Genomic DNA, 21,213 nt, shown 5'->3' with positions numbered 1-21,213 from the left:
TTTTTGATCCGGCTGAAAACGCGGATCTGTTATATTTGATAGACTGAAAATGAAGAATAAGATACGGGGAGGGATTATGTGTCACTGATTCCAGCTGAAGACTTGAAGCATATCTTCTCGGTCGAGGCGAAGTTTTACCATACTGAAATAGAGGAAGAGACATTTCTGATGCGCCGCGAAGCGCGCATCAGGCGAAACGGTGCCTTTACCACTCGAACGGATGCAGTGATCGTCATGATCAATCCGTCCAATTGTGCACAAGCCGGGAAAACCGTAAAGAGCCCGCGGGAGGCAGAGTGGATCCCCACCAAACCGAATCCGACACAATACCAGCTGATGAATTTGATGGAGCGCCAAGCATGGGATTTGATCACGCTCATCAATTTATCGGATATTTGTGAAGGAAATATCATGAACTTCAAAAGCATTGAAAACAAGTTCAATGAAGCAGTGATCCCTCATTCCTTGTTCCAGGAACAAAACACCCAACAACGCGAAGAATTGCTGGGAACTTCAGTACATCTCATTTTTGCATGGGGTTCGTCGACTGTCGCCAAGAGGCTCGCTGCCCAGTTCGGCTTGTTCCAAAATGGCTGTGCAGAAAAGCCGTATGATTATGCGAAAGCATGGGTGGCAGGTGAAAATGGATTTCCGCGCCATCCGAAACCCGCGACGGTTGCGGACCGGATCGTCTGGTTAGATAAGATGGAAGCTTTGCTTTAGTAGGCACTAAGAATAGAGAGAGAACATAAAAAGGCGTCTTCATTCGAAGGCGCCTTTTTACTGTCCATTATTTTTCTTTAAGCACTCCAGCTGAAACCAAATTATTCAATGCACCTTGATTTTTAAAGCGGAAATAGCCGCTCAGGCGATTCAAGTCTTTATGGGTCAGCTGCGAAAAATCGACAGCCAGTTCGTAGCGGCCTTCAAGCTTGTTTAGTAGGGTTTTGGCGAATGCCGCCTGCTTGGGCGTCAGCGGTTTGTCATCTTTTTCCGCCTTCGATGATGGGGAGCCTTCAATTGTTTGCCCGCCCGAAATCGTCTGCTGGATAGTATCAGGGTATCCGCCAGCTTTTAGCCAGGCCACATCGTCCTGATTCAAAGCAAACCATTCACCTTCGAGCCGTTTGTCTTTGAAATGCTGATGAAAGGCAGCTTTTGTCTGATGGTGGTTGCCGGATTTAATCAAATGGATCAATTTGTTTTCGAAAGGAAGCTTCACGACAAAGAGGTTCATATACCGTTCCACATGCTTGGTTTTGCCGATTTTGAAAGAACCATTCAAGTGCTCTTGCACGAAATAGACATAACCTGGCGCTTCTCCGGAAATGTCAGGGGATTCCATGACCTGCTTCAGAGCGGCTTGGTTTGGTTCATATAGATAGACTTTCGAAATCGGAGTAGCATTAGGGTCATGAGTTACTGTTTCAGTAGATGAGGATAACCATTTATTCAATAGGTTTTTTAGCATAATCAAAACCCTTTCTATATTTATTTCCAAATTTACGTGATATTGTGATTATAACTTAATTATGAATATGTTACTATTTAATTATTATGTATAATTCTTAACTAGTATCAATACCAGTTCATGTAAATGAAGCGATTATTTCAACCAACCAACAAGTGAATAAAGTAAGTAAATTGATTGTGTGAAGGGGTCTATCTATGGCAAAGTTAGCAGAAAACCTAAAGGCGCTCAGAGTACAGAACAAATTGTCGATGCAAGTGGTTGCGGATCATCTAATAATAACACGTGCAACTTATAGTAATTTCGAAACCGGGAAAGGTGAGCCGAATCTCAAATTGCTGGTGAAAATGGCAGACCTCTATAATGTCTCGCTCGATGAACTTTCAGGCCGGCAGTTTACTCCGAATGGTGTAGTCATTGATCAAGTAAGGATGAAAACGGAAATGAATAGGGAGATCAATGCGATGGTAAAGCAAATCGCTAATGAATTCATCCAAAGCAAGGAAGCGGATATTGTAAAGCGGATCCAAAAGAAGTTCAGCTTGGCGTAGCATTCATATAGAAGCAATACACAAAAAAAGACTGGAGCGCTCCAGTCTTTTTCATTGCTAATAATGGCTTGTAAGCTGGAAGGGGGGAGCAGTATGGATTACCGGATCAAGGAACAAGCAGGATTCTCGCCGAAGATCGGCGAACTCGTGTCGATGCTCGACTATACGCGCGCGGTTACATTGGCGGATGTAGAAGGTTTGTCTATCGAAGCGCTCGATTATTTGGCTGATGGGCAATCGAATTCGATCGGGGCGCTCTTGATGCACATGGCGGCGATTGAATTTGTGCACCAGGTCATCACGTTCGAAAACCGTGACTTGACACAACAGGAGCTGGAGCAATGGCTCGTGCCGCTTGAACTTGGGGACAAAGCGAGAAGCGCGATCCGCAACCATCCGCTTGATTATTACCTAGATGAATTAAAGAAGGTCAGGGATCATACGCTGTCGCTATTGGAAAGTGTCAATGATAGCTGGTTGTACGAAGAAGGGCAGTATGATCACGGAGTTGTCTACAATAAGTACTTTCTCTGGTTCCATGTCGTGGAAGATGAAACAAGCCACCGGGGGCAGATCTGCATGACCAAACGTATTTGCCAAAATAATAAACATTAAAAAACTCAAGGCTTTCATACGCCTTGAGTTTTTTCTGTATTCCTATGGATGCCTCTAGCAGTAAATCCGACTATACTGAGAGTCATTTGCGTGAAACTGAGGAAGAAAAAGAACACGAGAGGCAAATACCATTCCCCGAGCAACACGATCGGCAATGCAGCACTTAGCGATAGCAGGATTCCTAAACCAAGATTCGCCACAAAAAACACCCGCGTTTTCTTCATGAACCCATAAACCGCAACCACGGCATTCCCGATTCCGAAGACAATCATTCCATACATAGCTAAAGCGGACCAACTACTGAAGGGCATGACGCCGGCCCACTCGGATGGAAATTCCACGAACACCCCCATGAACGGCAGCATGGAAATGCCCATATAAAATGCGCCTAACGACATTGCTAGATTAAATGCAGCGACCAGTTTTGTCAGCAAGATCTTTTCCTCCTTTGGTTTCGAAGAATGGGCAAGTTGCTCTGAAATTTACTGTTTTCAAAAAGCGAAGGAAGTCAGGACTATTCTTCTTCCTGGTATTCCAATACATCGCCTGGCTGGCAGTCGAGCACTTTGCAGATGGCTTCAAGAGTCGAGAAGCGGATCGCTTTCGCTTTGCCGTTTTTCAGGATAGACAAATTGGGCATGGTGACGCCGACTTTTTCGGATAGCTCGGTCATGCTCATTTTGCGCTTGGCGAGCATGACGTCGAGATTTATGATGATTGGCATGGTATCACCTCAGACCGTAAGATCGTTTTCTGATTTGATGTCGATGGCGTGCGTAAGCAGCTTCTGCAAAACCGCTGCGAAAACGGCGATGACAAGTGCGCCGAAGCCAATCGCCGCGCCCATGAGGATCAGTCCCGGGGCATCATCAATTTCTGCGATGATGTAAAACAACGGCATTGCGAGAACGTAAATGCCGGTGATCACCAGCGCACACCGTTTGATGTTTTTGATCGCCGTCACTGAGCGCACAGAGAAGGCGATATTGTCATCGATAAAGCTCAATAATTTATAAGTCTGGTACAGCGCGACGAAATACGCAACCGCTGTTGCATAAAGCAAGGTGACAAACACATATTGCAAAAACGCCAGCTGCTCCGGCCCGTCCTGGATAATGCCCGAAAGCGGTGGCACCACGAAGATGCACAACGCGATGACCGGCAGCGCCATGAGAAACAGCACCACTTTCAAAAACAAAGTCTCCCGTTTCATAAAACACACCTCTTTACTTGTTAATAATCAAAGTATAGCGAACTATTTATCGTTTATCAATAAATAATTGTTGTTTAGCGATATTACAATTTTGAAAGTAAAGGATGAATAGGTGCATTTCTAAGCAGTTTCTAACAAGTTGCGCCTGTTAATTAAAGAAGTTCATCATAATTGTAAATTCTCTATTCTTTTATTATCAGAATATTGAAATATTTAATGAAACGCAGTACACTGAGAGTGTTTAGGCCTATGGAATTTGTCGCACGCCATCCGAATTTATGGAGTAAAAAAGGAGGAGTAGCAGTGACTAAGTTCGAAGAAAAACAGCCTTCTGTATCTGTCGACAAGCTGATGTGGATGTACGAGCAAATGGTCAAGATCCGCTATTATGAAGACCAGATGGTGGAGGCGTATACGGAAGGCAAGTCACCGGTGTTCAATATCGGTGAAGGCCCCGTGCCGGGTGAAATGCATCTCGCGACCGGGCAGGAACCAGCCGCCGCCGGCATGATGGTGCATTTGACGAAAGACGATACGGTAACCGCGCCGCACCGTCCGCATCATCACGCCATCGCCAAAGGTGTCGACTTGAAGAAAATGACGGCGGAGATTTTCGGAAAAGAATCAGGTCTCGGAAAAGGCAAAGGCGGGCATATGCATTTGTTCGATCCGGAAGTGAAATTCTCATGTGGCGGCATCGTGGCAGCCGGCATTCCGCATGCGGTCGGTGCGGCTATGGCCAATAAAATGAAAGGAAAAGACTGGGTCGCCGTGGCATTCATCGGTGAAGGAGCGGCGAATGCCGGAGCGTTTCATGAATCGCTCAACTTGGCGGCGCTGTGGAATTTACCGCTCATCATCGTCGTCGAAGACAATTCGTACGGCATCTCGGTACCGAAAACGGCATCGACTTCGGTCGAATCGAACGACCTGCGCGCGTCGGCATATGGCGTGGCAGGTGCTTACGTAAAAGACAACGACCCTGTCGCAATGTATAAAGCGTCCGAAGAAGCGGTCAACCGGGCACGCAACGGACAGGGCCCGACAATCATCGAAATTGAAACTTTCCGTTTCCTCGGCCATTTCCAGGGCGATCCCGAGTTATACCGGGACAAGGAAGAAGTGCCGGGACTGCGGGCGCGCGACCCGATCATGAAACTGCGCCAGCAGCTCTTGGATGCGGAACATGTGAATGAACCGGAACTGGAAGAAATCGAAACACGCGCCAAAAAAGAAGTCGATGACGCGTACCAATTTGCACGCGACAGCGATTATCCGAAACCTGAAGCCGCATTGGATGACGTCTTTACATCTTAATCCGAAAAGGAGAGATTCCGAAATGGAGACAGCGAAAAAAAGAATGCTGACGGGCAATAAAGCGATGGCGGAAGCGATTGCCCAGGAGATGGAGAACGACAAAAACGTATTCGTGCTCGGTGAAGATATCGGAAAATACGGCGGCATTTTCGGTTCAACGCAAGGCTTGATGGAAAAATTCGGGCCGGAGCGCGTGCTCGATACGCCGATTTCCGAAACGGCGTTCATCGGCGCGGCAATCGGTGCAGCTGCAGAAGGCATGCGGCCCGTTGCCGAATTGATGTTCGTCGATTTCTTTGGCGTCTGTATGGACCAGATCTACAACCACATGGCGAAGATTCCATATATGTCCGGCGGCAATGTACGCTTGCCGATGGTGCTCATGACCGCAGTCGGCGGCGGCTATAGCGATGCCGCGCAGCATTCCCAGACTTTATATGCAACGTTCGCCCATATGCCGGGGATGAAAGTGGTCGCACCAAGCACGCCGTATGATTTAAAAGGCATGATGACATCTGCGATCCGTGATGACAATCCGGTTGTTTTCATGTTCCATAAATCCTTGCAGGGCCTAGGTTGGATGGACCAGCTCGATTATGCAGTCGGCCATGTGCCGGAAGAATCGTATACCGTGCCGCTCGACAAAGCGAATGTCATGCGGGAAGGCAAAGACGTAACCATCGTCGGCATCCAGATGATGACGCATTATGCGATGGAAGCGGCAGAGCGATTGGCACAAGATGGCATCGAAGCGGAAGTCATCGACCTGCGATCCTTGGCGCCGATCGATAAAGATACCATCCTCAATTCAGTGAAGAAAACGCATCGGCTGGTCGTCGTCGATGAGGATTACCGCTCGTATGGCATGACAGCTGAAATCGCGGCCATCGTCTCGGAAGAAGCGCTCTATGAACTTGAATCGCCGATCAAGCGCCTGGCGATTCCGGATGTGCCGATTCCGTATAGCCATGTGCTGGAAGATTTCGTCTTGCCGGGGCCGGATAAAATCGTCGAGACAGTCAAGCAGATGATGGATGAAGCGTAAAGGAGGCGATTGGATGCATGATGTGACTTTGCCGAAGCTGTCTGAAGATACCGATGAGAGCTTGATTGTCCTGTGGTTCGTTGATGAAGGCGATTACGTCGAAGAAGGCGCCGTGCTGTGTGAAGTGCAGACGGAAAAAGCGGTGTCTGAAATCCGTGCCGAAACGGGTGGGACGGTGAAGAAAATCCACGTGAAGCGCGGAGATTCCGCCAAAGCCGGCACATTGCTGGCGGTCATCGACCCGAAAGGACAAGCTGCCGAGAACACGGGGGCTCCTGAAAAGGTCCACCTTGAGCAGGCAGAAGAAAGCGAAGCGGCACAGGAGACAGCGAGCTTTACCCGCGTGTCGCCAAGACTTCGCCATCTCGCGAAAGAACTGGACGTTAAACTTGAAGACGTCAATGGGACTGGAAAGGGCGGGGCGATAACCGAGCAGGACATCCGCGATGAAGCGGGATTATGAATAGAAAAAAGGCGTAACCGACTTAATCGGTTGCGCCTTTTTTATTGATGAATAGACTATTCATTCCCTCTGAAACAGAGTGAGAGCAGGACTTGCGCCGTTATGATGCAGGACTTTATAAACAGTGAAATAGCTTAGGGAATGTCTGTGCTTGTTGAGTGAAGCGCAAATGAATAAACTTATTCCATCAATTCAGGATACACCGTTTCCGCAACTAACTGCACCGCTTCGCCGATGCGCGGACCAGGGCGGGAAGTAATGTCGGAATCGATGAAATGGACGTCGCCGTCTTGGATGGCGTCTACATCCGACCAGCTGTCGCGGGCTTCGATATCACCGGCCGCATCTTCCACATAAGAAACGGTCGTCAAGATGACTTCCGGATCGCGGGTGATGACTTCTTCTTCGGAAATATTCGGCCATCCTTCGAGATCTTCAAAGGCATTGGTTACTTGGGCGTGGTCAAGGATTTCCTGCATGAACGTCGATTTACCGGTTGTGTAAATTTCAGGGGACGGGCTGATTTCCACGTACACTTCTTTTTGCTCTTCGACCGCTGCAAGGCGTTCTTGGACATCTTCGATTTGCGTTTGGATGCCTTCGATCACTTCAGCGCCTTTTTCTTCCTTGGCAAGAACAGAGGCGATTTGTTCGATATCGCCGTATACTTCATCGAATGAAGTAGCCGATTCGATAACGAATACCGGAATGTCGGCATCTTCAAGTTGGGAAAGGGCAGGCGGTGCCTCGCCGGTTGAATAAGCCAAAACGACATCCGGGTCGAGCTGGATGATTTTCTCGGCATTGAATTCCACGGAATCACTGACGCGTTCGATGTCCTGTGCCGCTTCCGGGTAGTTGTCATAGTCGGTAACGCCGACCAATTGATCGCCGGAATCGAGTGCAAAGACGATCTCGGTGTTGCTCGGGATGAGCGACACGATCGTTTCAGGCGCTTGCTCGAATTCGAGTTCTTCGCCGCGGTCATCGGTGACCGTGTACGGTGCGTCGCTTGCAGTTTCAGTTGGCGTTTCTTCTGTTGTTTCGTCTGTTGCCGGTACTTCGGCAGTATCATCTTGGCAAGCACCGAGTGTTAAAGAGAGTGGAATGCTGAGTAAGAGAAATGATTTGATTTTCACGAGTGAGTCTCCTTTTTCTTCATGCGTTTTGTTGGATAGGATTTGCTGACGAATGGGATTTCATCGACGCCGTGCTGCTTATTGGCATACACGGCCATGACAAAAAAGACATTGGCGAGCAGGTTGGCATAGTCCATCAAATGCTCCGGCACTTCGCGCTCAAGCATCACATGGTGCAGGGCGCGGACGGACTTTTTCGCTTCGCTGCGGCAGACGTGAAGAATGCACGCAGCGTGGGTTCCTTGCGGCAGGACGAACTGGCCGATTTCCTCTTTCACTTCCGCCACGTAGCGGTCGTACAAGTCGCTGAGCTCGGCGAGGTCTTGTTCGGTAATCGCGAGTTTCCCGCGCACCGAGCCGTTCAAGTGATAAACCATCGGCTGCAGGCAGCGCAAATCATCGATGATTTGCGGGACATCGTTGACCGCGATGGCTTCGCCGATCCGTGTCGTCAAGGAATCGGTGCGGATCTCGAAATCGACCGTCGAAGCGCTTTCCCGCATGAACGGGTAGCACAGGTAGCGCATGTCTTTTTTCATTTGTTCACCTCCTGGATAGAATCCGTAAATATCAGCAGACGTATCGCTTTCAAAAAGAGACAAAAAAAGCCACTCTCAACGAAGAGAGTGGCACGATTGCGAATATCCAGCACAAGGCTGTCCATAGGAAAAAGTTGCCGTAGATCCTCTTATCTTCCGAAGAGCAAAAATACGTTCAGAAAAAGGTAGGTCTCCTGGCTTGTGCATCGCTTTACTCTAAGGCCTTCCCGGGTCTCCCCAGTGGCATCTCTTATTTCATACGCACTTACAGTTGCGGAAACAGCTCCGGATTTTCACCGGATTCCCTGTTACGCTGACGAATCAGCACCTTTTCCCTGCATGATTATTTACTTAGTTTCAGTGTAGCATTTTTGGCATGAGTTTAGGAGAGGGGAATGAAAATGTTTAAAACTTGAATAATAATGGAGAAACTGTCGTGGAGGCCGCTTTGGGCATGGCTCCGTACATAGGCGAATGGATCATAATCAGTATTTCACTAGGAGTTGAAAAACGTTCGTAAAAGTCATCGAGAACCAGCGAACGTTCGTAAAGTGTTTTGGTATGTTTACGAACATTTTTTGCGCTTTATTAAGCTGTTTTGAGAGCGTTCGGAAAAGTGTACTTTTACGAACGGATTTTAATAGCAAATTGCCCTAAGGTTTAATAAATATGTAATATTCAGCAAATACATTTTTATATCTTTGCCAAATACAAAAATACGAGCTTCCTTTGCCAAAGGAGCTCGTATTTTTTTATTTCGCCATCAAATCTGCAGCTGTCGGCAGCCGTCGTTAAGCAACTACCGGATAACCCAATTTCTCAATGACTGTTCTCAATTCTTCCGGCGCTACTTTGTCCGCGTCGTAGACAGCTTTCACTTTACTGGAGTTGAACAGCACTTTCACTTCCTCGACACCATCTATTTTCCCTACTTTTCCTTCAATTTTTTTGATGCAGGAAGGGCAAGTGAGCGGTTCCAATTGGAATTTTACTGTGGTCATGTCAATCTCTCCTTTGTTTTTTCTACCTTAAGTATAGGACGCCCATCCATCCAGTTCCTTGACGGCCATCAATTTTTTGAACGGAGTAAGCTTCGCGGTAGTTATAGAAATGGAAGAAAGAAAACAAACAGAAAAAGAAAACGCAAAAAAGCTTCAGGGCTTGATGAAGGTCAAGTTATTCTGTCTCGAAACCACTTAAGATAAGGGTGTAAAGAAAATAACAGTCGAAAGAAAGAGGAGTGGAACAAAATGATTGGGTTCATTCATAAACACAAAAAAAGCATCACTTTTCTAGCCGGTTTCTTACTGGTCCTGGCGCTGGTCTTGAACTTCACGGGTCACCATGACCTGCGGCAGTTCACATTGATCACCGCGACGGTCATTGCCGGGATTCCGATCGCGGTCAAAGCGTTCCAGGCGTTAATGATGAAAGCGTTCAGTATTGAAATGCTGGTAACAATCGCCGTCATCGGTGCGCTTTTTATCGGGGAATACGTGGAATCAGCAGTCGTAACGTTCCTGTTCTTGTTCGGGGATTATCTGGAAGCCCGCACACTGGAAAAAACACGTTCTTCTCTAAAAAGCCTGGTGGATATGGCACCGCAGGAAGCGACCATCATCCGTGATGGCGTCAGTGTGACCGTGCCGGTGGAAGAAGTCGTCGAAGGGGATCGTGTCATCATCCGGACGGGCGGAAAAGTGCCGGTGGACGGCAAAATCGTCACGGGGCAAGCGTCGTTGAACGAAGCGGCCATCACAGGGGAATCGGTCCCGGCGTCCAAAAAATTGGGAGACAACGTGTTCAGCAGTACGGTCATGGACACGGGCTATATCGAAATCATCGCTGAAAAAGTCGGCGATGATACAACATTCGCGAAAATCATAGAGCTGGTGGAAGAAGCGCAGGAATCGAAATCGAAAACGGAAAAATTCCTGAACAAATTCGCCAATATCTATACCCCCGCAGTCGTCGTCCTGTCGGTTGTGGTTTATGCCCTTACAAGAGATCTTCATCTCGCCATTACGTTTCTCGTCATCGCGTGCCCAGGGGCGTTGATCATCGGTGCACCGGTATCGAGTGTAGCGGGCATCGGCAATGGTGCAAAAAATGGCGTGCTGGTCAAAGGCGGCGAAGTGATGGACCGCTTCGCGAAAGTCGACACACTGGTCTTTGACAAAACCGGTACATTGACAAAAGGGAGACCAGAAGTGACGGATATCAAGGTCTTTCATTCGCACGGGGAACAGGACTTGCTTCGATTGGTGGCACAGGCGGAAACGGTGTCTGAACACCACCTTGGCCAAACGATCGTCAAAGAAGCGAAGAGTCGTGACATGGCTCTTGATCAGGAACCGGAAGCCGTCGACGTGATCAAAGGCAACGGTTTAACGGCTACAGTGGAAGGACGGGTTTTGGCGATCGGGAACCGCAAGCTCATGAACACGCAAAACATCGTCATCCCGGCGGAAGTGGAAGCGTATGCGGTAAATCGCGAGAAAGCCGGAAACACAGCGATCTTCGCGGCGGTGGACGGGGAAGTCGCCGGCATCTTCTCGATTGCCGACCAGATTCGCGAAGACGCGGCTCCCGCACTCGCTCAAATGAGAAAAAATGGCGTCAAGAACATCGTCATGCTGACGGGCGACAACCAGCACACAGCGGAACTCGTCGCGACAAAATTAGGGCTGGACGAATTCCATGCCGAACTGTTGCCGGAAGACAAAGTGGCTTTCGTGAAACAATTGAAACAACAAGGCCATGTCGTGGCGATGGCAGGGGACGGTGTCAACGATGCGCCGGCGATTGCCACAGCCGATATCGGACTCGCGATGGGTGAAGGCGGCACGGACATTTCGATGGAAACGGCGGATGTCGTCCTGATGGCCGATAAGCTGATGCAATTCTCACACGCTTACTCCCTGTCCAAAGCGACCATCCGCAACATGAAACAAAATACATTCTTCGCTGTCGGCATCGTCGCTGTCCTGCTTGTCGGTGTGCTAATGGGTTCCGTTCATCTGGCGTCCGGCATGTTCATCCACGAAGCCAGCGTCCTGATCGTCATCCTGAACGCCATGAGACTGATGGGCTTCAACCGGAAACAGATGCAGCAGCGGGAAAAAGAATTGGAACCCGTTCAAGTGTAAAAAATATAGGTGAAAATGAAGAGAAGGGAGGAATCCGCTACTTTCTCCCTTTCCTTTCTACAGCTATTGCGTAAAATCCGGAGTTAAAACCAAAACATTTAGGAGGAATCTTATCATGACTGAACATACTAACCACGAACACCATCATGCAACTGCAGCTTTTATGGTCAATCATTTAATCGCCAATCAAAATGTCTTATTCGTGAAACTTCACCAATTCCATTGGTACTTGAAAGGACCAGAATTCTTTCCGCTGCATGAGAAATTCAATGAACTTTATGACGAAGCCAACGAATACTATGATGCTTTCGGAGAACGCTTGATTGCCATTGGCGAGAAACCGTATTCGACTCTCGGTGAATATCTGGAACATGCATTTATTAGTGAAACACCTTATATTGAGCCGCTTTCTTCCCAAGATATGCTTGGCATATTAGTGGATGATTACCGGGTCATTCGGGATGTAACAGTCAAAGCCATCCATCTTGCGGCGAAAGAGAAAGACGATGTAACGGTGGATATGCTGACCGGATACAAAGCCAGCCTCGATAAAAACATTTGGATGCTGCAGGCTTATCTGGGCAACGATGCTTTAGAAGGGGAAGATGAAGAGTAGGAGAAAATAAAACGCGTTGCAGAAATATAGTCTCTCTAAATCAGTAAACCATCATACGATAGAGACACATTCGTTTCTATTGTACGATGGTTTTTTTAATGTATTTATCTGAAGCTCTGAACAAGAGTCATCACCGTCTCACTCTGATCTCGACAGGGTAAGCAATGGTTGTGAATATACTTCAAGAAAGGGTGGTTTTCATGGTGGAAAAAACAGCGGAAGAAAAACCGAAACGCAATTTAAGACCGGTCTATATTTTTTTGGCTTTTGCCATTTTAATTATCATTGTTTTATTGCCAACGCCGGGAGATTTATCAGTGGTGGGGCAAAGAACACTTGCCATTTTAGCATTTGCGGTCGTTTTATGGATGACAGAAGCGGTTTCGTATCCAGTCAGTGCCGCCATGATTATCGGGCTTATGGCTCTGTTGTTGGGTCTTTCCCCAAATCCCGAAAATCCAGGGGAGCTACTCGGTACGGGAGATGCACTCAGTCTGGCATTGGCGGGTTTCAGTAATTCGGCAGTGGCGCTTGTCGCTGCAGCCTTGTTCTTGGCAGCTGCCATGCAAGCGACGAATTTGCATAAGCGCTTGGCGTTGTGGATTTTATCGAAAGTCGGTACAAAAACGGGCGCTATCGTTTTTGGTGCCATCATTGTTTCAATTGTACTTGCATTCTTTGTGCCGAGTGCCACAGCCCGTGCCGGCGCAGTCGTACCGATTCTGCTTGGTATGGTCGCGGCATTCGGATTGCCTGTCAACAGCCGACTCGCAGCGCTATTGGTCATCACTGCGGTCCAATCGGTATCCATCTGGAATGTCGGCATCAAAACAGGTGCTGCACAGAACCTGGTAGCGCTTGGTTTCATGGAAAATGAGTTTGGAGAGACTGTGTCATGGAGCGCCTGGTTCCTTTATGCGGCGCCATGGTCCATCATCATGTCGGTTGTGCTGTATTTTGTCATGATTAAACTGATCAAGCCAGAGACGAAAGTAGTGGAAGGCGGCACCGAGTTGATTCAGAAAGACTTGAATGAATTGGGGCCTCTTAAGCCGGCTGAAATCCGGTTGATTGTCGTATCTTTGGCATTATTGCTTTTGTGGTCGACAGAAGAAATCTTGCATCCCTTTGATACAACAACGGTCACCATCGTAGCAATCGCTATTTTACTGGCTCCAAAAGTGGGTGTCTTTGACTGGAAGACGGTAGAAAAAATGATTCCATGGGGTACGATTATCGTTTTCGCTGTCGGAATTGCGCTCGGCTCCACTTTGTTGAGTACGGAAGCGGCCCAATGGTTGTCCGATAAAGTATTTGGGGCGATGGGATTGGAAAATATGCCGCTTCTTGCGACGATCGCCTTGCTTTCTTTATTTAATATTCTCATTCACCTTGGTTTTGCGAGTGCAACGAGCTTGTCATCTGCGTTGATCCCTATCTTTATCGCTTTGGCCACGACTCTGCAGCTCGATAGCAATGAAATCGGTTTTGTCTTAATCCAGCAATTCGTCATTTCGTTTGGATTCCTGCTTCCGGTCAGTGCGCCGCAAAACATGCTGGCCTACGGAACAGGGGCTTTCACAGTGAAGGACTTTTTGAAATCAGGTGTGCCGCTGACCATCATCGGTTACTTGCTGATATTGCTTTTCAGCGCGACCTACTGGAAATGGATCGGATTATTGTAAGAAAGAAAAAGAGGATGCCCCGAGTCTGCTGAAGAACTGACTTGGGAACATCCTCTTTTATCTATATCTGTAACTTTTCTGCTGAGCTAAGGCATCAAGAACGGCGGCGATCCCGGATTATGGCCCGAAGCAAAGTCGATCAGCGGGATGATATAAGCAATGGCCACTGATACTGTCGCCAGTGCCACCCAAATCGACCAGCGGTCCATGAACAGCGGTGATGCATCTGAAGGGCTGTAATCTTCTCCGATCGGAAAGTCTGTCTTTCCTTTTGGCGCGAAAAAGGCGAGCTGTGCCCAGATATAAACCAGCAGAATGATGCCGACGACCAGGATCACTCCGCCCATCGCCATCAACATTTCGTACATCGCCCAGTCCGCAGCGGCGCTGTGGCCATTGTAGGACGTATTGGCCGTCCGGCGGGGGCTTCCGAGCAGCCCGTTAATGTGCATGGCACCCGACATGAGCAGCATGCCGCTCGCCCAAATGACCGTTTGGGCAACGGCCAACCGGTTGATTGTCGGCGTCATTTTTCTGCCGGATAAATAAGGGATCAGCCAATAGGAAATCCCAAAAAATGTCAGGATGACCGTAGTGCCAACGGTTAAATGCAAATGGCCGGTGACCCAGATGGAATTATGGACAACCTGGTTAATTTGGTTGCTGGCGTTGATAATTCCGCCGAGCCCCGCTGGGATATAGGCAAACATGGCGACAATCAATGCGAAGAAACGGGCATCAGACCAAGGCAGCGTTTTCCACCAGCCGAGCAAACTCGTAACGCCTTTTGCTCTTCCGGTCCGTTCCATAGTGGCGAGCATCGCAAAGGCGGTCATGAGGGAAGGGAAAATGATCATGAATGTTTGAATCACGTGCAGAAATTTCACATTGACGGACAAGCCCGGATCAAGGATCTGGTGGTGGAAGCCGCCGGGTACATTGGCCACCACAAGAATGACCACAGCGACACGCGCCAGTGAATCACTGAATACTTTTCCGCCGATGATTTTTGGCATCGCCACATACCAGGCTGAAATGGATGTCAGCATCCAAATATTCACGAGCGTATGGCCGAAAGCCCAAAATAAGGTGCGGCCCATCATCGGATCAATGGTTGCAACCCATCCGAATGCCCACGGAATGACCATCGCTATGACAAAAACAGCGATGAACAGGGAAGCGAAAACCCAAAGGACGAAAACGGCATTTGCGAAAAAGGCGAAAAGCGGCGTTAGTTTTCCGGGATTTCGTTTGCGCCAGCTCTGATAGGTGATGAACATGCCGATGCAATTTAACAGGATGCCGACGACAATAAGCGCAAGCCCGATATAAAACCAGGGATGAGCCTGCATCGGAGTGTAAAACGTATAAAGCACATTGGCGTTTCCGGTAACAATAAGAAACGCAGCGATCAGCGTGCCGGTTGTCATGAGAGCAAAGCCTGCCCATCCGAAAGCGATGGTTTTATTGGCCAGTCCGCCAAGCACCCGTGAAGTTCCGGCATACAGGTAGCCGATGCTGAAAAAAGAACTTAATACCAGGATGAACATGACGCCGTGGGCAGTCAGCAGTGCATAATAACTGATCCACGAAGGGAGTTCAAAAAAACCGCTGCGGACCAGGCCCTGCAATAGACCGGCAAATCCGCCGATTAATAATGCAATAAATGCGATGAATAAATTCGCGGCCGATAGTCGGATATCCCGTCCCGTAATGCCGGCAGCGGCATCTTCGTTAACGGCCGTCCCTTTATGCAGAATCGGTGTTTCATTGATGTGAGCCATTTCTTCCCCTTCTTTCTTCTTTATTTGACGGTGATGGTGTTTGCCATGAACTCGTGCCCGAGGCCGCAATATTCATTGCATAGGATCAGGTATTCCCCTGGCTCGTCGAATGTATGGCTGACTTTCGAAATATGGCCGGGAACGACCATGACATTGACGTTCGTGTCTGTAATTTTAAAGCCGTGGGTGACGTCAGGTGATGCCAAAGTGAAATGGACTGTCGCGCCTGCCGGAATTTCCAAATCACCCGGCTGGAACGCAAACATTTCCGCGATAATGGCAATTTCGTATTCGTTATCGCCGATTTCCTTCAGCTCAGTGTCCGCAAAAATCTCAGACTCGCGGACCGTTTGCGGATCGATCATTTCCGCATGGCTCGGCGGCCCCATTTCCAGGAAAAAAGTTTGAAATGCTAAAATCCCGAGGAAAACGGCTAAAATGAGTGAACCGATAATCAGCCAGAGTTTTTCATAACGATGGATATGCATACGTCGAATCTCCTCTCAAATTTCTATAATAGTTGCCCCGTTTCAGTTGCGCTCCAGGAATAAAAAGAAAACGCTGAACCAGGACACAAGCATGAATACCGCGATGATCAGAACGGAAGTAAAAGTGCCTCGCAATGAAGTTTCCTGAGCGTCTTCGCGGTCTTTCTTTTTGGAAGCTTCCTTCATTTTGATTTCCTCCTTTCTTTTCCGGATGAAGCAGAGAGCAGCTTCAGTTCTATTCAAGTTGCTTCATTAAGGAATGAAACCAACTTAAATTTTTCGAGTAAAACTCAAAATTGGATAATGCCGCAAAATACCAATAGAATGGAATTGCAGGAATATTGAAAATAAATCTGTTAAGACAGTATACGCGAATAAAAAATTGGATTCCTTGATGCCTGTCAATGCAAAACCAATATGGAACATTTCTCATTCACTTTTACGAATAGATGATTTGGGTATGCTTGCATATCGTATAAGTTTTTAGTCTAATTAGACTATATCCTCTTTTGTATTATTCACTAAATTTTATTTTTTAATCCTTTTAAGGGTTAATTTCTTTAAACTACTATCATCCTTGACGGCCATCAAGGTTAAAGAAACAGGCACCCCTTATAATGAAGATGAATATAAGGAGGAGAGCAATATGAGAAAAGCGGTATTTCAAATGGAGCCATTCAGTTGTCCGTCCTGCATCAAAAAAATCGAGAATGCTTTGGGGAGACAGGCTGGTGTAAAGGATGGCAAAGTTCTGTTCCATTCCGGAAAAGTAAGAGTCGAGTTTGATGAAGCGCAAATTTCGGATCAGCAGATCGAAGAACTGATTGTGAAACTGGGTTATTCTGTGTATTCAAGGAAAGTTGCCTAACTAGGAGGGAAAGTATGAAGTATCAGGAAGCATGCCGGCATACAAAAGGAAACAAGGGAGCACATCAATTATGTGTTTCCATCGTTCCGATCTTTAATCATCTTCAAAACGAAGAAATGGAGGAAGTCGCCAAAACGACGCGTTCTATCTCCTTGAAGAAAGGGGAGCTGCTGCACAGTGCCGGCGATGCCTCGGATTCCCTGTATATCGTCCATCAAGGGAAAGTGAAAGTTTACCGTCTGTCGGAAAACGGCAAAGAGCAATTGATCCGGATTCTGCAGCCAGGCGATTTCACCGGTGAACTCGCCTTGTTTAAGGAATCGATTCATGATGATTATGCGGAAGCGATGGAAAAGACCGACATTTGCAGCATCCAGCGCGGCGATCTTCAGGAATTTCTGCAGCGGTATCCAAATATTTCATTGAAAATCCTAAGTGAATTTTCCAACCGGCTTGGCCAGGCGGAAAGCCAGATGACCAGCTTTGCGACAGAAGACGTGGAAACACGGATTGGGCTTTATCTGGCTCAGCAGGTGGAAGAGAACAAATCAACGGAGTACCATTTGCCGATGTCCAGAAAAGATCTTGCTTCTTTTCTCGGAACGACTCCTGAAACCATCAGCCGGAAACTTGCCAAGTTCGAAGACGAGGGATGGATCGAGCAGGAAGACCAGCGCCGAATCCGTGTACTGGACCTGGATGCTTTGCTGCTCATCTAGTAATCGGTACGATATTTGACGGTAACTATGTGCAATGTGAAAAGATTTCAAAATTAAGTAAGATAATAAATCATTTTGGAGGAGATTCCTATGTTATTGGTTATGTCTCTTGTTCTTATCGTTACCGCGATTCTGACTCTCATTATATCTGTCGAAGTAAGTGGGACGGACGAAAATAACTGAAAATAGTTCATTAAAGATTAGACTGCCTGAAGTAATAGGCAAATATAAAAAACCTTCGAAAGGGTGCACTCGAAATAAGCACTGAAATCGGAGGTGGTTTTGCATGTGCAAAACATCTAGTCACACGTCTCAAGATAGGCTGTAGATAGTCTACATCAGCTGAGCATTAAAGTCATCATGATGACGGGCGACAACGAGCGGGCCGCGCAGGCGATCGGCAAAGAAGTCGGTGTCGATGCGGTGATTTCGGAAGTGCTACCGGAAGGCAAAGCGGATGAAGTGAAGAAACTGCAGCAGCAAGGCAAGAAAGTGGCGATGGTCGGTGACGGCATCAACGACGCACCGGCATTGGCCGTATCCGATATCGGCATGGCGATCGGCACGGGTACAGATGTGGCGATGGAAGCAGCGGATATTACACTGATCCGCGGCGACTTGAACAGCATTGCGGATGCAATCATCATGAGCCGCAAAACGATGCGCAACATCAAACAGAACCTGTTCTGGGCTTTCGCTTACAATACAGTGGGCATCCCGATTGCCGCCATCGGCCTGCTCGCGCCTTGGGTTGCCGGGGCCGCAATGGCCTTCAGTTCCGTGTCGGTCGTTTTGAACTCGCTTCGTCTGCAACGAGTGAAATTGGAAAAGTAAAGGTATATATAGAAGGAAATCATAAAAGGAAGGCCTAAAGCGAAGGTGCATTGCTTTTGGCCTTTTTCTTTCAAAGTAATGAAGACAAGGGGGAGACGGCTCAAGGAATGCGAAGAGAAACTAAAAGTTTAACGAAATTTCATGTTTGATATTCTAACTATCATTTTGCTCTTCATTATGTTTGAAGTCAGTATTGTCGTCTCCAGTTGGACCTTAAAACGTTCAAACAAAAAACGGGCAGAACGGCTATAATGGGGTCATTGAACAGACAGATTATTCTCGTCATTAATAACGGAAGTAAAGTATAAATGGCATAAGGAAGTAACTATTTTGAAGGAGGCGTACTTAATGACTAAAAATGAAAAAGACCAACACCATCATCACGATGAACAGGCAGATGACCATAAGATGGACCATTCTGAACATGTTGGGCATTCTTACCATGAAGATCAAGTGGAAGAAGGCATTCATAACGACAGCAATCCTTCCAAAATTCATGATGATCATGCCCATCACAATCATAGTAGCCATGATCACAGTGGACATGAACATCACCACCACGGAAACTTCAAAGAAATTTTCTGAAGTCGCTGCCCTTGGGCATTGTCATTTTGTTATTATCGCCGATGATGGACGTTCGGCTTCCCTTTCAATTCACCTTCCCTTACTCGGACATTGTTGTCGCGGTGTTAGCGACTATATTGCTGATTTATGGCGGAAAACCCTTCTATCAAGGGGCAATCGCTGAATTTAAGGAAAAAGCGCCAGGCATGATGGCCCTTATTTCTTTGGGACTGTCCGTTTCTTACTTATATAGCATTTATGCAGTGCTGGCACGTTATGTGACAGGTGAGCACGTTATGGACTTTTTCTTTGAATTTGCTTCCTTGCTGCTGATCATGCTCCTTGGCCACTGGATTGAAATGAAAGCGGTGGGAGACGCAGGAGATGCGCAACAATCACTCGCTGAACTTATGCCGAAAGATGCACATGTAGTAGTGGAAGACGATGCCATTGAGACGCGTCCGGTAGCCGATTTAAAAGTCGGAGATCTTGTACGTGTTCAGGCTGGCGAAAACGTTCCGGCTGATGGCATCCTCAAACGAGGAGATTCCCGTATCAATGAAGCCTTATTAACAGGAGAATCTAAGCCTGTTGTAAAAGGAGTTGGAGACAAAGTAATCGGCGGTTCTACAAACGGAGAAGGGGTTTTGTACCTGGAAGTACAGGAAACAGGCGACCGGTCTTTCATTTCTCAAGTTCAAACCTTGATTAAACAGGCTCAAGATCAGCCTTCCAGAGCTGAAAATCTGGCTCAAAAAGTAGCTGGCTGGCTGTTTTATATCGCAATTGCAGCGGCCGTCATCGCTTTTGTCGTATGGCTATATATTTCAGACATTCAAACAGCCATTCTGTTTACGGTTACGACATTAGTCATCGCTTGTCCGCATGCCCTTGGTCTTGCCATTCCTTTAGTAATTGCACGAAGCACCAGTTTGGGAGCAAGCCGCGGGCTGTTGGTCAAAGACCGGGAAGCGTTGGAACTGGCAAACAAGGCAGATGTAATGATACTGGATAAAACAGGCACATTAACTACAGGGGAATTTAAAGTATTGAGCATGGAAACACTGGATGGCCAGCATAACGAAGCTGAAATCGCGGCCCTTATGGCAGGGATTGAAGGCGGATCCAGCCACCCAATCGCCCAGTCGATCGTCCATCACGCTGAGAAACAAGGGATTCAGCCTGTCCGCTTTGATTCGATTGATGTCATGTCGGGTGCCGGCGTGGAAGGAAACGCCAATGGACGCAAATACGAATTGATCAGCCAAAAGGCATTTGGAAAAGATGTGGCGGTGGATATTCCGAAAGGGGCCACAGTAAGCATACTGATTGAAGACGGGAAACCCATCGGTACGGTCGCATTAGGCGATGAATTAAAAGAAACGAGTAAAACGCTGATACAAGCATTGAAACGTAACGGTATACAACCGATTATGGCGACGGGTGACAATGAAACGGCGGCACAAGGGGTGGCTGAAGAACTGGGTATTGAATACAGAGCCAATCAATCCCCACAAGATAAATATGAGTTAGTGGAATCATTAAAAAATAAAGAGCAAACTGTCATCATGGTCGGTGATGGTGTAAACGATGCACCTTCCCTTGCAATTGCAGATGTTGGCATAGCAGTCGGTGCCGGAACTCAAGTCGCCATCGATTCCGCTGATGTGATTTTGACTCAGTCGGATCCGGGAGATATAGAATCCTTTATCGAATTGGCTAATAAAACAACCAGTAAAATGAATCAAAACCTCGTATGGGGAGCCGGTTATAATTTTATTGCGATTCCTATAGCTGCAGGGGGTTTAGCCTTCATCGGGATTACCTTGGCTCCTGCAGCAGGAGCGGTTCTGATGTCCGTGTCCACTGTTATCGTGGCCGTCAATGCGATGACATTAAAACTAAAGAATTAAATCTGTTCAACATAGTGTTTAATAGTCGTACATGAAAAGTGTTGCCTCCCAAAAGTTGAATTTTCTTTTGCCTTGGGGGCTTCGTTTTGAATGAGCTAAAGTCAACAGAGGTTTGAAGACTTTGAATAATTAAGTATAGTTTTATAGTTTACATATCATGTGTTTTATCGGAAGTTGTATGAACACAAAATGGAGAAAAGCGGCCAATCAAAGCGTCTCTTTTCTCCAGTTTTTTCGTCA

At 47.3% G+C, this 21,213-nt stretch carries 23 protein-coding genes, 1 pseudogene and 1 riboswitch; of the genes and pseudogenes, 14 read left to right on the top strand and 10 right to left on the bottom strand.

Going from position 1 to position 21,213, the window contains the following annotated elements:
* Nucleotides 1-78: 78 nt before the first annotated feature.
* The gene (locus DP119_RS10320; RefSeq protein ID WP_112233105.1) at nucleotides 79-723 is read left to right on the top strand and encodes a DUF1643 domain-containing protein; all 645 of its coding nucleotides are present in this window, start codon (nucleotides 79-81) and stop codon (nucleotides 721-723) included.
* Between the two features lie 67 nt (nucleotides 724-790).
* Here DP119_RS10320 and DP119_RS10315 read toward each other — a convergent pair whose 3' ends face one another.
* Nucleotides 791-1,456: a GIY-YIG nuclease family protein gene (locus tag DP119_RS10315; protein WP_240616415.1), complete on the bottom strand. Its 666-nt coding sequence runs from the start codon at nucleotides 1,454-1,456 to the stop codon at nucleotides 791-793.
* A gap of 212 nt (nucleotides 1,457-1,668) precedes the next feature.
* Between DP119_RS10315 and DP119_RS10310 the strand changes: the two genes are divergently transcribed.
* Complete coding sequence (locus DP119_RS10310) at nucleotides 1,669-2,022, top strand: helix-turn-helix domain-containing protein (protein ID WP_101189748.1); 354 nt, start codon at nucleotides 1,669-1,671, stop codon at nucleotides 2,020-2,022.
* Between the two features lie 93 nt (nucleotides 2,023-2,115).
* Entirely contained in the window at nucleotides 2,116-2,637 is a 522-nt protein-coding gene (locus DP119_RS10305) for a DinB family protein (protein WP_112233103.1), read from the top strand.
* Nucleotides 2,638-2,651: 14 nt separating this feature from the next.
* Here the strand turns inward: DP119_RS10305 and DP119_RS10300 are convergent, their stop codons facing one another.
* The 3 genes from DP119_RS10300 to DP119_RS10290 form a co-directional block, all read right to left on the bottom strand.
* Nucleotides 2,652-3,071, bottom strand: coding sequence for a hypothetical protein (locus DP119_RS10300; RefSeq protein ID WP_112233102.1), 420 nt, complete (start codon nucleotides 3,069-3,071; stop codon nucleotides 2,652-2,654).
* Nucleotides 3,072-3,151: 80 nt separating this feature from the next.
* Nucleotides 3,152-3,361 (bottom strand): helix-turn-helix domain-containing protein, encoded by a 210-nt coding sequence (locus DP119_RS10295; protein WP_101189751.1) that lies wholly within the window; start codon nucleotides 3,359-3,361, stop codon nucleotides 3,152-3,154.
* A gap of 9 nt (nucleotides 3,362-3,370) precedes the next feature.
* Nucleotides 3,371-3,850, bottom strand: coding sequence for a DUF2975 domain-containing protein (locus DP119_RS10290; protein WP_112233101.1), 480 nt, complete (start codon nucleotides 3,848-3,850; stop codon nucleotides 3,371-3,373).
* Between the two features lie 351 nt (nucleotides 3,851-4,201).
* Here DP119_RS10290 and DP119_RS10285 point away from each other — a divergent pair, with 351 nt between their 5' ends.
* From DP119_RS10285 to DP119_RS10275, 3 genes are read left to right on the top strand one after another with little or no spacing between them, the layout of a single operon-like run.
* Entirely contained in the window at nucleotides 4,202-5,167 is a 966-nt protein-coding gene (locus tag DP119_RS10285; protein WP_112233304.1) for a thiamine pyrophosphate-dependent dehydrogenase E1 component subunit alpha, read from the top strand.
* Between the two features lie 22 nt (nucleotides 5,168-5,189).
* Nucleotides 5,190-6,212, top strand: coding sequence for an alpha-ketoacid dehydrogenase subunit beta (locus tag DP119_RS10280; RefSeq protein WP_112233100.1), 1,023 nt, complete (start codon nucleotides 5,190-5,192; stop codon nucleotides 6,210-6,212).
* A 13-nt stretch (nucleotides 6,213-6,225) separates the two neighbouring features.
* Nucleotides 6,226-6,675 (top strand): biotin/lipoyl-containing protein, encoded by a 450-nt coding sequence (locus DP119_RS10275; protein WP_167399214.1) that lies wholly within the window; start codon nucleotides 6,226-6,228, stop codon nucleotides 6,673-6,675.
* Nucleotides 6,676-6,854: 179 nt separating this feature from the next.
* On the opposite strand, the gene DP119_RS10270 is transcribed toward DP119_RS10275, so the two are convergent.
* The 3 genes from DP119_RS10270 to DP119_RS10260 all read right to left on the bottom strand — a co-directional run bounded on the left by DP119_RS10270 (nucleotide 6,855) and on the right by DP119_RS10260 (nucleotide 9,354).
* Nucleotides 6,855-7,814 carry an ABC transporter substrate-binding protein gene (locus tag DP119_RS10270; protein WP_112233098.1) on the bottom strand — a complete coding sequence of 320 codons (960 nt, stop codon included), beginning with the start codon at nucleotides 7,812-7,814 and terminating at the stop codon, nucleotides 6,855-6,857.
* Nucleotides 7,811-8,353: a hypothetical protein gene (locus tag DP119_RS10265; protein ID WP_112233097.1), complete on the bottom strand. Its 543-nt coding sequence runs from the start codon at nucleotides 8,351-8,353 to the stop codon at nucleotides 7,811-7,813. The genes DP119_RS10270 and DP119_RS10265 overlap by 4 nt, the downstream gene beginning before the upstream one ends.
* Before the next feature lie 167 nt (nucleotides 8,354-8,520).
* Nucleotides 8,521-8,700: riboswitch (cobalamin riboswitch) on the bottom strand.
* Between the two features lie 444 nt (nucleotides 8,701-9,144).
* A complete protein-coding gene (locus DP119_RS10260; RefSeq protein WP_112233096.1) occupies nucleotides 9,145-9,354 on the bottom strand; it encodes a heavy-metal-associated domain-containing protein in 210 nt (69 codons plus the stop codon).
* Between the two features lie 249 nt (nucleotides 9,355-9,603).
* Here DP119_RS10260 and DP119_RS10255 point away from each other — a divergent pair, with 249 nt between their 5' ends.
* The 3 genes from DP119_RS10255 to DP119_RS10245 all read left to right on the top strand — a co-directional run bounded on the left by DP119_RS10255 (nucleotide 9,604) and on the right by DP119_RS10245 (nucleotide 13,803).
* Nucleotides 9,604-11,502, top strand: a complete 1,899-nt coding sequence (locus tag DP119_RS10255) for a heavy metal translocating P-type ATPase (RefSeq protein WP_112233095.1) — start codon at nucleotides 9,604-9,606, stop codon at nucleotides 11,500-11,502.
* Between the two features lie 115 nt (nucleotides 11,503-11,617).
* Nucleotides 11,618-12,118 carry a Dps family protein gene (locus tag DP119_RS10250; protein ID WP_225218478.1) on the top strand — a complete coding sequence of 167 codons (501 nt, stop codon included), beginning with the start codon at nucleotides 11,618-11,620 and terminating at the stop codon, nucleotides 12,116-12,118.
* A 200-nt stretch (nucleotides 12,119-12,318) separates the two neighbouring features.
* Complete coding sequence (locus DP119_RS10245) at nucleotides 12,319-13,803, top strand: DASS family sodium-coupled anion symporter (protein ID WP_112233094.1); 1,485 nt, start codon at nucleotides 12,319-12,321, stop codon at nucleotides 13,801-13,803.
* A gap of 86 nt (nucleotides 13,804-13,889) precedes the next feature.
* On the opposite strand, the gene DP119_RS10240 is transcribed toward DP119_RS10245, so the two are convergent.
* From DP119_RS10240 to DP119_RS10230, 3 genes are read right to left on the bottom strand one after another with little or no spacing between them, the layout of a single operon-like run.
* Complete coding sequence (locus DP119_RS10240) at nucleotides 13,890-15,587, bottom strand: cbb3-type cytochrome c oxidase subunit I (protein WP_112233093.1); 1,698 nt, start codon at nucleotides 15,585-15,587, stop codon at nucleotides 13,890-13,892.
* A gap of 20 nt (nucleotides 15,588-15,607) precedes the next feature.
* A complete protein-coding gene (locus tag DP119_RS10235) occupies nucleotides 15,608-16,075 on the bottom strand; it encodes a cytochrome c oxidase subunit II (RefSeq protein ID WP_112233092.1) in 468 nt (155 codons plus the stop codon).
* Between the two features lie 42 nt (nucleotides 16,076-16,117).
* Nucleotides 16,118-16,261 carry a cytochrome c oxidase subunit 2A gene (locus DP119_RS10230; RefSeq protein ID WP_112233091.1) on the bottom strand — a complete coding sequence of 48 codons (144 nt, stop codon included), beginning with the start codon at nucleotides 16,259-16,261 and terminating at the stop codon, nucleotides 16,118-16,120.
* 460 nt (nucleotides 16,262-16,721) lie between these two features.
* On the opposite strand from DP119_RS10230, the gene DP119_RS10225 reads away from it, so the two are divergent.
* From DP119_RS10225 to DP119_RS10210, 5 genes and pseudogenes are all read left to right on the top strand, one after another.
* On the top strand, nucleotides 16,722-16,943 hold the full coding sequence (locus DP119_RS10225) for a heavy-metal-associated domain-containing protein (protein WP_112233090.1): 222 nt from the start codon (nucleotides 16,722-16,724) through the stop codon (nucleotides 16,941-16,943).
* A 14-nt stretch (nucleotides 16,944-16,957) separates the two neighbouring features.
* Nucleotides 16,958-17,662, top strand: coding sequence for a Crp/Fnr family transcriptional regulator (locus tag DP119_RS10220; RefSeq protein WP_112233089.1), 705 nt, complete (start codon nucleotides 16,958-16,960; stop codon nucleotides 17,660-17,662).
* A 333-nt stretch (nucleotides 17,663-17,995) separates the two neighbouring features.
* Nucleotides 17,996-18,496, top strand: a pseudogene (locus DP119_RS10215) (HAD-IC family P-type ATPase); the annotation flags it as partial.
* 348 nt (nucleotides 18,497-18,844) lie between these two features.
* Nucleotides 18,845-19,081, top strand: coding sequence for a hypothetical protein (locus tag DP119_RS16035; protein ID WP_276308713.1), 237 nt, complete (start codon nucleotides 18,845-18,847; stop codon nucleotides 19,079-19,081).
* A gap of 11 nt (nucleotides 19,082-19,092) precedes the next feature.
* Nucleotides 19,093-20,973: a copper-translocating P-type ATPase gene (locus DP119_RS10210; RefSeq protein WP_276308712.1), complete on the top strand. Its 1,881-nt coding sequence runs from the start codon at nucleotides 19,093-19,095 to the stop codon at nucleotides 20,971-20,973.
* The last annotated feature ends 240 nt before the right edge of the window (nucleotides 20,974-21,213 follow it).

Source organism: Planococcus maitriensis (genome assembly GCF_003289925.1).
GTDB lineage: Bacteria > Bacillota > Bacilli > Bacillales_A > Planococcaceae > Planococcus > Planococcus maitriensis.
This window is presented reverse-complemented; position numbering and strand designations above follow the sequence as displayed.

Coding starts and splice junctions, on each gene's coding strand:
- DP119_RS16035 (WP_276308713.1), top strand. CDS start 18,845: ATGACTAAAAATGAAAAAGACCAACACCATCATCACGATGAACAGGCA.
- DP119_RS10250 (WP_225218478.1), top strand. CDS start 11,618: ATGACTGAACATACTAACCACGAACACCATCATGCAACTGCAGCTTTT.
- DP119_RS10260 (WP_112233096.1), bottom strand. CDS start 9,354: ATGACCACAGTAAAATTCCAATTGGAACCGCTCACTTGCCCTTCCTGC.
- DP119_RS10310 (WP_101189748.1), top strand. CDS start 1,669: ATGGCAAAGTTAGCAGAAAACCTAAAGGCGCTCAGAGTACAGAACAAA.
- DP119_RS10240 (WP_112233093.1), bottom strand. CDS start 15,587: ATGGCTCACATCAATGAAACACCGATTCTGCATAAAGGGACGGCCGTT.
- DP119_RS10305 (WP_112233103.1), top strand. CDS start 2,116: ATGGATTACCGGATCAAGGAACAAGCAGGATTCTCGCCGAAGATCGGC.
- DP119_RS10295 (WP_101189751.1), bottom strand. CDS start 3,361: ATGCCAATCATCATAAATCTCGACGTCATGCTCGCCAAGCGCAAAATG.
- DP119_RS10285 (WP_112233304.1), top strand. CDS start 4,202: ATGTGGATGTACGAGCAAATGGTCAAGATCCGCTATTATGAAGACCAG.
- DP119_RS10220 (WP_112233089.1), top strand. CDS start 16,958: ATGAAGTATCAGGAAGCATGCCGGCATACAAAAGGAAACAAGGGAGCA.
- DP119_RS10265 (WP_112233097.1), bottom strand. CDS start 8,353: ATGAAAAAAGACATGCGCTACCTGTGCTACCCGTTCATGCGGGAAAGC.
- DP119_RS10230 (WP_112233091.1), bottom strand. CDS start 16,261: ATGAAGGAAGCTTCCAAAAAGAAAGACCGCGAAGACGCTCAGGAAACT.
- DP119_RS10275 (WP_167399214.1), top strand. CDS start 6,226: ATGCATGATGTGACTTTGCCGAAGCTGTCTGAAGATACCGATGAGAGC.
- DP119_RS10280 (WP_112233100.1), top strand. CDS start 5,190: ATGGAGACAGCGAAAAAAAGAATGCTGACGGGCAATAAAGCGATGGCG.
- DP119_RS10245 (WP_112233094.1), top strand. CDS start 12,319: ATGGTGGAAAAAACAGCGGAAGAAAAACCGAAACGCAATTTAAGACCG.
- DP119_RS10225 (WP_112233090.1), top strand. CDS start 16,722: ATGAGAAAAGCGGTATTTCAAATGGAGCCATTCAGTTGTCCGTCCTGC.
- DP119_RS10255 (WP_112233095.1), top strand. CDS start 9,604: ATGATTGGGTTCATTCATAAACACAAAAAAAGCATCACTTTTCTAGCC.
- DP119_RS10290 (WP_112233101.1), bottom strand. CDS start 3,850: ATGAAACGGGAGACTTTGTTTTTGAAAGTGGTGCTGTTTCTCATGGCG.
- DP119_RS10235 (WP_112233092.1), bottom strand. CDS start 16,075: ATGCATATCCATCGTTATGAAAAACTCTGGCTGATTATCGGTTCACTC.